Raw genomic sequence first — 9092 nt, forward strand, 5'->3', positions numbered from 1 at the left:
AGCAACATCCTCATTGCCACAAAAACATTTGTCATATCCATAGCGTTATCCCTCGCAAAATTACATTCCTGAATCTTAAGGATCGGATCTACTTACATTCCAACGGTCCAGCCGTCTCGGGCCCCGCGTTGGTCTCAGCCAACACACGCGCCTTTTCCAGGTTCCTGTACGCCGCCTCGTTGTACGAGGGGGATTGTCTAATCGCTTCCACGAAGTATTGCTCGGCGAGCTGGTACTTGCCTTCCATCATGCACAGGTACCCGACATTGTTCGAGGCTTGGGCCTCGGGCATGATTTCCGTGAAGGCGTCCATCGCTTTTCCGAACTGCCCCCGCCGAACGAACAATAGCCCCAGATTCGACCAGGCCTTCTGATGCTTTGGGTCCTGTGTGAGCGCGCGCTCGAAATAAAACTGCGCCGTGCTCCAGTCCCCGGCGGCGTATTTTGAATACCCGAGGTTAGTGAACAGCATCGGCAGTCCCGGCTGCACGTCAAGCGCGGCGAGATAATGCGTCTCGGCGGCGGCATAGTCGCGGCGCATGTCGGAGATCACGCCGAGGCCGTTGTGAGCGCGCCACCGCTTCGCGTCGGCCGCTACCGCCTTTTTCAAGGAAGCCCCGGCCTCGTCATATTTTTTCTGGCGTAGCAGGGCCAGCCCGAGTCCTTCCGCGGCCCCGGCATGCCCTTCGGAAAGCTCCAGGACCCGGCGGTAGGCTTTCTCAGCCAATGCGGGGTTTCCTTTATAACTATGGATGTTTCCGATCATGTAGTGGGCTTCAAATTTGTCCGGGTCCCACCGCAGGGTCCGCACGTATTCGAGCAGCCCTTGGTCAACGTTTCCGCGCCGTAAGGCCTGATCGCCCCGGAGCATCGCAAGCTCTGCCTTCTTGGCGTCCACTTCGGCGCCGCTTTCAGAAGGCGCCTGCGAGAACAATGTCGCGCAGCCTCCACTCGCCAAGGCAATTACGACCAACAGCGCCCTGGCTGGTATCTTTTCCAGTTTGTGTGCCATAAACGTTTACCCGTCAGCATTGTAAAAAAACGCAGTACGGGATCCCTCCCCTTGCCGCCGATTAATGCATCGGCTGTAACACCCTCATCGCGGCCAGTACCGCCGGCGCTACCGCGACGATGAAAAACGAAGGCCAGAGACAAAACACGAGCGGGAAAATCATCTTGGTCCCGATCTTCGCCGCTTGTTCCTCCGCCCGCTGCATGCGTTTGTCGCGGAACTCCTCGGAGTATATCCGCAGGGTATCCGCGATGCTGGTTCCGAAGCGCATGCTCTGGCAGAGCAAGGAGACGAGACCGCGGATATCGTCGAGGCCGGTGCGGTGCGCCAGGCCTTTCAAGGCATCGGTCCGCTCGACGCCCGCGCGGATCTCCGCGTTTACGAGCGCCAGCTCTTCCGCGAGCGCCGGGTGACTCACGCTCAGCTCGTCGCCGACCCGTTGCAAGGCCGCGTTGAGCCCGAGACCGGCCTCGGTGCAGGTGACCAGCAGGTCGAGCGCGTCCGGGAATCCGTTAATCAAGGAACGCTGCCGCTTCGCGGTGCGCCGGGAGACGTAGATATTAGGCAGAAACATCCCGACGGCGCTTGCGAACATGGCCGCGCCAATGACTTGCATGGTGCTGAAGCCGGGGAAAAACGGCGCGGCGATCACGACAATACCCCCGAACGCAATGGTTAAAATCAGCTTCATCGCGTAGAAGGTAATGACCGCGTTCTCGGCCCGGAAGCCCGCATGGACAAGCCGAGCCCGCATGCTGGTCCGCTCGGCTTCGTCTTTCGGCATGATGTAAGGAGTCAGGGGCTTGAAAGCGTCCCCGAAGTCCACCGACGAGGACAGCCGGCCGCCCGCGGCGCCCGACACCGCCTGCAGGCGGCGGCGGAACGGATCGAAAAACCCGCCCACCACGATGAGAATGCTTAGCCCGAGCAGGCCGGCGGCAAGACCGATTGTCCCGGCAAACCACCATTGCGCCTGATTCGGGTCACTGCTCCACATCGAGAAGAATTGTACGAGGTATTCCATGAAAAATCCTCCTTATACCTGGATCCGTATGACCCGCCGTATCCACTGCACGCCAATCAAGGAATTGATGAAGGCAACCAAGGCGAGCATTCGCCCGGTCGCGTCTTTCGTTAGATTGGGTAAGTAGTCCGGCTGGATGATGAACAGCGCGCCTGCCAGCACGAAGGGGACCAGGATCAGGATCCACGCCGACATGCGCCCTTCGGCGGACAGCGTGCGCACACGGCGCTGCAACTTGAACCGGCCGCGCACCACCGCCGCGATTTTGTCGAGGATCTCGGCGAGATTTCCGCCGGTGTCGCGCTGGATCATCACGGCGGTCACGACCGCCATCAGGCTCATGCTCGGCATGCGTTGCAGCATGCCTAAGTAGGCCGTTTGTATGTTCATTCCGTAATTGATGTCGGAGAATGTGCGGCGAAACTCGCCTGCCATGGGATCGGCGGTCTCCTCGGCCACGAATCGCATCGCGTCCACGAAAGGGATCCCTGCCTTCAACGACCGGCCCATGATGCTGAGCGCGTCGGGAAGTTGTTCTTCGAAGCGCACGATGCGCGTGTTCCTTTCGTGGCGAATTTTCATAATCGGCAGGAAGAACCCGATGCCTCCCGCCAGGAGGCCGGCCAGCGGCAGGTGGGTCAGTGTCCCTACTGCGATGGCCGCCAGCACCGCGATGCCGGCGCCTGTTAAAATCACCTTGTAAGCGGGAGTCGTGCGCCCCGACTGCTCGATGAGCATCGACAGGCGCTCCATGCCCGGGAGTTGCTCCATGGCTCTTGCGAACGGCGGCAGCTCGCGCAGGTATTGCTCGCGCAACAAAGACGTTGATGCAGGGTCCATCCTATCGATGACGTCCCGCACGCGCGCCCGGAGCTTGCGCGCTATCTTCGCGTCGGTCCCGAAAGTGGGAATAATCACGGCCCCAGCCAGAAACACCACGGCCAGGAAGACCATCAGTAGCAATACCGCATAATCCGAATATTCCGTCAGCATGTTCGCTACTCCTTAGGCACGCCGTTGACCGGGATTGCCGGGTCTGAACATGGCCAGATCCAGTTCCATGCCCCGCTGCCGCAGGTGTTCATGGAACTTGGGCACCAAGCCCGTCGCCTGAAACTCGCCCTTCACATTGCCGTCCTTATCCATACCCATGCGCTGGAAGCGGAAGATCTCGGACATGGTGACGATGTCGCCCTCCATCCCCTGGATCTCTTGAATGCTGATCATGCGGCGCTTGCCGTCTTCCATCCGCTCGAGCTGCACCACGACATGGATGGCCGAAGCTATCTGCGCACGCATGGCCCGCACCGGCAACTGCAAGCCCGCCATCATTATCATCGTTTCCAGGCGCGAGAGCGCATCCCGCGGGGTGTTGGCGTGAATTGTCGATAGCGATCCGTCGTGCCCGGTATTCATCGCCTGCAACATGTCGAGCGCCTCTCCCGAGCGCACCTCGCCCACCACGATCCGGTCCGGACGCATGCGCAGGCTGTTACGGACCAGATCCCGCTGCGTCACCTCGCCCTTGCCTTCGATATTTTGGGGACGGGTTTCTAGCCTGACCACATGCGGCTGCTGAAGCTGCAGCTCGGCCGAGTCCTCGATGGTGATAATGCGCTCGTTCGCGGGGATAAAGCCGGACAGCACGTTCAACATCGTGGTCTTTCCGGTGCCGGTCCCGCCCGAGACCAGGACATTGAGCTTGGATTCCACGATGGCCTGCAGCACCCGCATCATTTCGGGACTGATGCTGCCTTTCCCGACCAGGTCCTCGGCGCGCAGCCGGTCCTTGGGAAAGCGGCGTATGGATACCACGGGCCCTTCGAGCGCGAGCGGCGGGACGATGGCGTTCACCCGCGATCCGTCCTGCAACCGTGCGTCGACCATCGGGGAGGACTCATCGATGCGGCGCCCGACGCGCGACACGATGCGGTCGATGATGTTGAGCACATGCCGGTTGTCGCGGAAGTTGGCGCTGGCCTTTTCAAGCTTGCCGCCGCGCTCGATATAAATCGAATCAAACCGGTTGACCAAGACATCGGTCACGGCCGGATCGGCGAGCAAGGGCTCGAGAGGCCCCAATCCGAGGACCTCGTCCTCGATCTGCTTGACGATGCGCTGGCGCGCGAGTGCATTGAGAGGCACGGACTCCTCGTTCATGAGCCGCTTCGTCACCTCGCGCAACTCGGCTCTGGCCTGCTTTTCCTCGATCGTCGTGATCAATGTGAGATCGACGACTTCAAGCAGGCGCTCGTGGATGCGGTGCTTCCACTCCTGCTCCTGCAGATGGTTGCGATCGTCGGTTGCGGCCGCGCCGTCGCTGGACGCGGGGCTTTCCGCGTTTATTCCGTTGCGCGCCTGAGAATTTTGCGAGAATCGTTTAAAGGCTTCCATAAGATACTTCCTTATCTAGCGAGAATTTGTGCGAAGAGGTTTTGGAACCGGCCCTTCGATGGGGCTTCTTCGGCGCCGGCAAGCCTTTTCGCGATATCGACAAAGGACTTGGTAATGGCCGCGGTGCGCGCCGACTCGTAGAGCGGGACGCCGATGTTGATCGCTTCGGAGACATTCGCGTAATCATTAGGGACCAGGTAAACGGCCCCCGGTTTGGTCGAGGCCGTGATATCTTCGAGCGACACCGCGTTCTTCTTGTCGTAGCGGTTGACCACGATCTGGACCCGGTCGGCCGGCAGCGCGAGCTCGCGCGTGATGAGCTTCACCATGCGCTTGGCGTCGCGCACATGGGTGATGCTCTGCTGGGTCACGACCAGGACGTGATCGGCGCGTTCCATGACGCGGCTGGTCAGGGGATCGATTTGACGCGGCAGGTCCACGACCACATGGTCATGATCCCGCAGCGCTTGGGTCAGCACCTGCTGCAGGCTCTGCTCCGGGACCTCCCAAGGCAGCGCCAGCGCTTCGCTCATCGACGGCAGCAAGCGCAGACCGCTCTTGTGTTTGAGCATGTGTCCGTCGAGCGCCACGCTATCGATCTGATCCGCGTGCGCCAAGGCGTCGAGCAAGCTATCGCGCGGGGTTAAATCCAGATACAACGGTAGGGTCCCGAATTGCAGATCCAGATCGATCAAGGCGACGCGCAATTTCTGCTGGGCCGCCATGCAGTGGGCGAGGTTACAGGCCATGAAGGACGCGCCGGACCCGCCCTTGGCGTTGATCACCGCCGTCAACCGTGCCTCCTTGCCGGAGGTCTTGGCCGTGGATTCCTCGACGATGCGGTGGACCGAAGCCAGCAGTTCCGCGCGCGGCACCGGATGGGCGAAGAAGTCCCGCGCGCCCGCCTGCATCGCCATGCGGATCATCTGGGTGTTGCCTTCCGGCCCGATGATGATCAACTGGACTCGCTCGTGCACCGGACGCGCGATCAGCGCCTTGAGCTCATCTTCCCAGAATTGGCTGAGATCGAGGATAAGCACGTTGGGCGTCGTTTGAACGCTATGCAGCGGGTCCATGTGGCCGTTGACGACGAACCGGGTTTTGACCTCGAGGCGCGGATCGCCTTGCAACATCGTTTCGAGGCCATGGAGGTGTGCCTCGGATCGCCCTACGATTAATACTGTATGTTTCATGATCGAATCCGTCCTTGTACGTGTTAAGAAACCTTATGTCGCGATGCACTCATACACGCCCGTATCGGGGTTACGTCCGAGACTCTCGGCGGGCAGTGTGGTGCTGAACGCGGGCACCGTGAGATTGGTGACGCTCGCGGGCAAGAAGGGGATGATCAACTGGTGTGTATAATTTGAAACCTCTACCCGCACGTAACCGTCTGTAGCCACTAAATCGGCGGGCGGATACGTGACGATTACGTGGCTAGTCATCAGCCCGTTGAGCACTGGGCTCCGGCCGTCGCCGTTCGACCCGTTGAAGACTGCGATTTCCTTGATGGCGCTGTCGTCCACCGGACACACGGCCGCGACCCGCGCACCGCGCCGGGTCACCTCACCAATCGTGTTCCAGACGAATAAGGCGCGCGCGATTTCAATCACGCCGAAAAGCACCAGGAAGAACACCACGCCGATGATCGCGAACTCAACCGTATAAATTCCATTTTGCCGTTTCATCATAAAGCCCTCATGGTCACCGACGCGGACATGGTGAATCTCACGGGATCGAAGGTGGAAAAGCCGGCCGCGAACATGGGCTCGTACAGAAACTCCGCGCTGACGTGCACATGTACGGCGTCCGGGGCGTCCACCTTCTCCACCTTCACGTAGTCGGTGCTAAGTCCTTGCAGCACCGGCTGTTCGCTTGGCAGCGGGTCCGGGTTTCCGTACACGACGACATTCTGCGTATCGGTTCGTATCGGGTCGAGATCGATGACTTTAGCACCGTTTAGCGCGGCGATAGAGGCATAACGCGCTCCGTCCCGCACGGCTTTCGTCAGCGTGTTGTAGGTATAGAACGCGCGGCCTAGCTCGGCGGTTGCTAGCATTAGCAGCAACAGCAAGGGCGCTACGATGGCGAACTCGACGGTCGCGATGCCGCGCTGCCGTAATGGCCCTTTCGCATGTGATCGACTATCCATGTTATTACTCCCGTGTCTTTGTCTCTATCAACTGGCTCGGGCGTCCGGATCCTTGAAGAGCACGATCTTCGTTGGCAGATCATCCTCTTCATCGTCATCATCAACCGCCGTTCCGTTGACCGGACATTCCGACGCTTTGATGAGTTGCCCGTAAATTTCCGCGTTTCCGCCACCCGGACCGCCTTGTTTGGAAGGTTTGGTCAAGTAGAAACAGGCGATTTTTTTCACCGTGACGTTCGTGACCCCCGTTTCGCCCTCCACGCACTCGCCTATCGGCACGGCGACGACGCGGCGCTTTTTCCTGCCGGGCGGGATTCCGTCTTCGGGATAATCGTGCTTCGACGCATCGGCAAGCCAGTCTTTGTAGGCGTTGCTTGCGGGAGAGGAGTACCAAAAGGCCGGATCACTGTGGGTGACAACATCCGGCGGGTAATCGGTCGCGTTAAGACCGGCGCCTTGGTACTCCCCGAACCGTGTGTTGATACCTTGGACGGTTGGACCGGCCTTGTTGCCGGGTTCGGATTCGACGGTCTCATTATCGCCGGCCGCCACACATTGGCTGTACCCGCCTGCCAAATTCTTGCGCACGCAAGCGCCCCCGCCACCGCCTCCTTGCGGGCATCCGAGATCCAGAAGCTGGAAGTTTCCGGTCCCCACTTGGAAGGGATCACACGAGCCACCACTTCCCGAGCCGCCTTGTCCCGGCGATCCGGTCTTGAGACACAGCTCGTCCTCCGCGCCTACCGGGTAGCCGAAGCACGTGTCATCATTGCATTCGCCTTCGGGATCCTTCGCGCATATGGTGACGGGCAAGATGGGATCGGTACAGCCGCCAACGGGTATGGGTCCCGCGACCGCGCTGCCCGCCACGGCCCGGCTGGTCATGTTGAGCACGGCCGCGAACCAAACCTCGCGCGGATAACTCGCGACGCTCGCCCGGACGTATTTGGCATCCGGATCTGTCGCGCTCGGAAAGCCAGGCACCAGGGAGTCCGAGAACTCGATTACGAGCGTGAGCGCGGCGTCAGCCATCCGCGGATCTAGATTAAAGGTGGCGATGGCGTCCGTTTCCGCTTCCGCGGTGCTGCCGCCTTCCGTCAGCGTCTTAGCGCCGCTCAGGGCAGCGGCATCCAGCGCGTTCTGCAAGCGCGTCTTGCTAAGGTAAGAGTCGCCTAAGTCCAAGGCGAGACCAGCCATGGCGATGATGGCGATGAGGCCGGCGGCGACCAGCACGACTACCGCACCTCGCTGCCGCCGTGGCGAACGCATTCCTTGCCTCAAACTCCTTTTCATATCCTTGTCCATGTCCGTCCCTACTCCTTGAATCCAAGTTTCCTTCATGTAGGGTGGGTTAGGCGCGAGCGCCGTAACCCACCAACCAAAAACTGCAAAACGGCGGGTTACGCTGTCGCTAACCCACCCTACAAAACTTAAGGCCCTTTTATGGATCCTTTCCTAACGAATGATATCCAACTGAATCGGCTGCTCCGTCTTTTGAGGATCGGAAACATCACCGCGGTACGTGTCCAAGACCTTGCTTCCCTTCTGTCCGTCCAGCACCGTCGGGGGTTCGCTGGGCGGATTACGCGCCGCGTCGGAATTATAGGTCTGAGCTTGGATCATGTTCCGCACCGAATTACCGAAGTCCTCCTCCACGCGCACGGCGTCCGTGGAGGTACAAGCGGACAGCATCACCTGGGCAATGGCCCACCACAGAGTTCTCTTGATCGTTAACATGGCATTGTCCTCACAGATCATGTCCGAACTTGGAAGCTTCCGGTGCCATTTGCTGATCTTGATTAGCGCCCGGTTCCGGTACGGCGGCGCCCGGCAGTTTTCGCGCTTCCATCCGGCCCATGAGATAAAACTCCACGTCATCGGGCGGCACGAAGCTGTCCGTGGGCAGTTGCACCTGTTGCGGCGAAATGGGACGCGCCAAATGCGGCGTGACGAAAATGACCAACTCAGTCTGCCCTTGCCGAAACTCCTGGCTGCGGAACAGCGCGCCTATAACGGGAACATCCCCCAATCCGGGGAACTTGTCCACGAACTCGCGGGTGGTGTCATTGATAAGCCCTGCTATGCCCATGGTCTGGCCGTCGGCAAGCTCGATCGCGCTGGTGGCGCTGCGTTTGCTGAGGGACGGGATCACGAAGACGTTCGATGTGTCTACCCCTTGCAAGAGCACCGGATTGGCTGTCGCCAACTCGCTAACCGCGACGTTGATCTTGAGGCTGATGCGGCCCGAATCAAGCACGACCGGCAGAAACTTCACGCCGACGCCGAATTCCTTGAACTCGATCGTGGTGCCTTGCTCGGCGCTTCCAGGGACCGGGATCGGGAACTCGCCGCCGGAGAGAAACTCGGCTTCCTGGCCGGTGATTGTCGTCAAGGTAGGCTCCGCCAGCACCCGCCCGAGGCCTTTTTGCCGGGACGCGGAGATCGCCGTCTCGAACAAGAATTGCCCGGTGAGGTAGCTAAGAAAGAGCCCCGACGGGTCGATGGTGGGC

General features: G+C 60.3%; 10 protein-coding genes. All 10 read right to left on the reverse strand.

Annotated features, from left to right (window positions below; translation table 11 throughout):
• Positions 1 to 88: 88 nt before the first annotated feature.
• Positions 89 to 1012: a tetratricopeptide repeat protein gene (locus M3436_06990; GenBank protein MDQ3563882.1), complete on the reverse strand. Its 924-nt coding sequence runs from the start codon at positions 1010 to 1012 to the stop codon at positions 89 to 91.
• A gap of 61 nt (positions 1013 to 1073) precedes the next feature.
• Positions 1074 to 2036, reverse strand: coding sequence for a type II secretion system F family protein (locus M3436_06995; protein ID MDQ3563883.1), 963 nt, complete (start codon positions 2034 to 2036; stop codon positions 1074 to 1076).
• A gap of 12 nt (positions 2037 to 2048) precedes the next feature.
• Positions 2049 to 3029, reverse strand: coding sequence for a type II secretion system F family protein (locus tag M3436_07000; GenBank protein ID MDQ3563884.1), 981 nt, complete (start codon positions 3027 to 3029; stop codon positions 2049 to 2051).
• 12 nt (positions 3030 to 3041) lie between these two features.
• Positions 3042 to 4430, reverse strand: a complete 1389-nt coding sequence (locus tag M3436_07005; protein ID MDQ3563885.1) for a CpaF family protein — start codon at positions 4428 to 4430, stop codon at positions 3042 to 3044.
• 11 nt (positions 4431 to 4441) lie between these two features.
• On the reverse strand, positions 4442 to 5623 hold the full coding sequence (locus M3436_07010) for an AAA family ATPase (protein MDQ3563886.1): 1182 nt from the start codon (positions 5621 to 5623) through the stop codon (positions 4442 to 4444).
• A gap of 33 nt (positions 5624 to 5656) precedes the next feature.
• Positions 5657 to 6121 (reverse strand): pilus assembly protein, encoded by a 465-nt coding sequence (locus M3436_07015; protein ID MDQ3563887.1) that lies wholly within the window; start codon positions 6119 to 6121, stop codon positions 5657 to 5659.
• Complete coding sequence (locus M3436_07020) at positions 6118 to 6582, reverse strand: pilus assembly protein (GenBank protein MDQ3563888.1); 465 nt, start codon at positions 6580 to 6582, stop codon at positions 6118 to 6120. The genes M3436_07015 and M3436_07020 overlap by 4 nt, the downstream gene beginning before the upstream one ends.
• 27 nt (positions 6583 to 6609) lie before the next feature.
• On the reverse strand, positions 6610 to 7887 hold the full coding sequence (locus M3436_07025; GenBank protein MDQ3563889.1) for a Tad domain-containing protein: 1278 nt from the start codon (positions 7885 to 7887) through the stop codon (positions 6610 to 6612).
• 150 nt (positions 7888 to 8037) lie between these two features.
• The gene (locus tag M3436_07030) at positions 8038 to 8319 is read right to left on the reverse strand and encodes a hypothetical protein (GenBank protein MDQ3563890.1); all 282 of its coding nucleotides are present in this window, start codon (positions 8317 to 8319) and stop codon (positions 8038 to 8040) included.
• A gap of 10 nt (positions 8320 to 8329) precedes the next feature.
• Positions 8330 to 9092: type II and III secretion system protein family protein (locus tag M3436_07035; protein MDQ3563891.1), on the reverse strand; the 763-nt coding region annotated here is incomplete at its 5' end.

It is taken from the genome of Pseudomonadota bacterium, from assembly GCA_030859565.1.
Lineage (GTDB): Bacteria > Pseudomonadota > Gammaproteobacteria > JACCXJ01 > JACCXJ01 > USCg-Taylor.

Bases quoted from the DNA above. Each gene is read 5' to 3' on its own strand.
- M3436_06990 (MDQ3563882.1), bottom strand. From the start codon at position 1,012: ATGGCACACAAACTGGAAAAGATACCAGCCAGGGCGCTGTTGGTCGTA.
- M3436_06995 (MDQ3563883.1), bottom strand. From the start codon at position 2,036: ATGGAATACCTCGTACAATTCTTCTCGATGTGGAGCAGTGACCCGAAT.
- M3436_07000 (MDQ3563884.1), bottom strand. From the start codon at position 3,029: ATGCTGACGGAATATTCGGATTATGCGGTATTGCTACTGATGGTCTTC.
- M3436_07005 (MDQ3563885.1), bottom strand. From the start codon at position 4,430: ATGGAAGCCTTTAAACGATTCTCGCAAAATTCTCAGGCGCGCAACGGA.
- M3436_07010 (MDQ3563886.1), bottom strand. From the start codon at position 5,623: ATGAAACATACAGTATTAATCGTAGGGCGATCCGAGGCACACCTCCAT.
- M3436_07015 (MDQ3563887.1), bottom strand. From the start codon at position 6,121: ATGATGAAACGGCAAAATGGAATTTATACGGTTGAGTTCGCGATCATC.
- M3436_07020 (MDQ3563888.1), bottom strand. From the start codon at position 6,582: ATGGATAGTCGATCACATGCGAAAGGGCCATTACGGCAGCGCGGCATC.
- M3436_07025 (MDQ3563889.1), bottom strand. From the start codon at position 7,887: ATGGACAAGGATATGAAAAGGAGTTTGAGGCAAGGAATGCGTTCGCCA.
- M3436_07030 (MDQ3563890.1), bottom strand. From the start codon at position 8,319: ATGTTAACGATCAAGAGAACTCTGTGGTGGGCCATTGCCCAGGTGATG.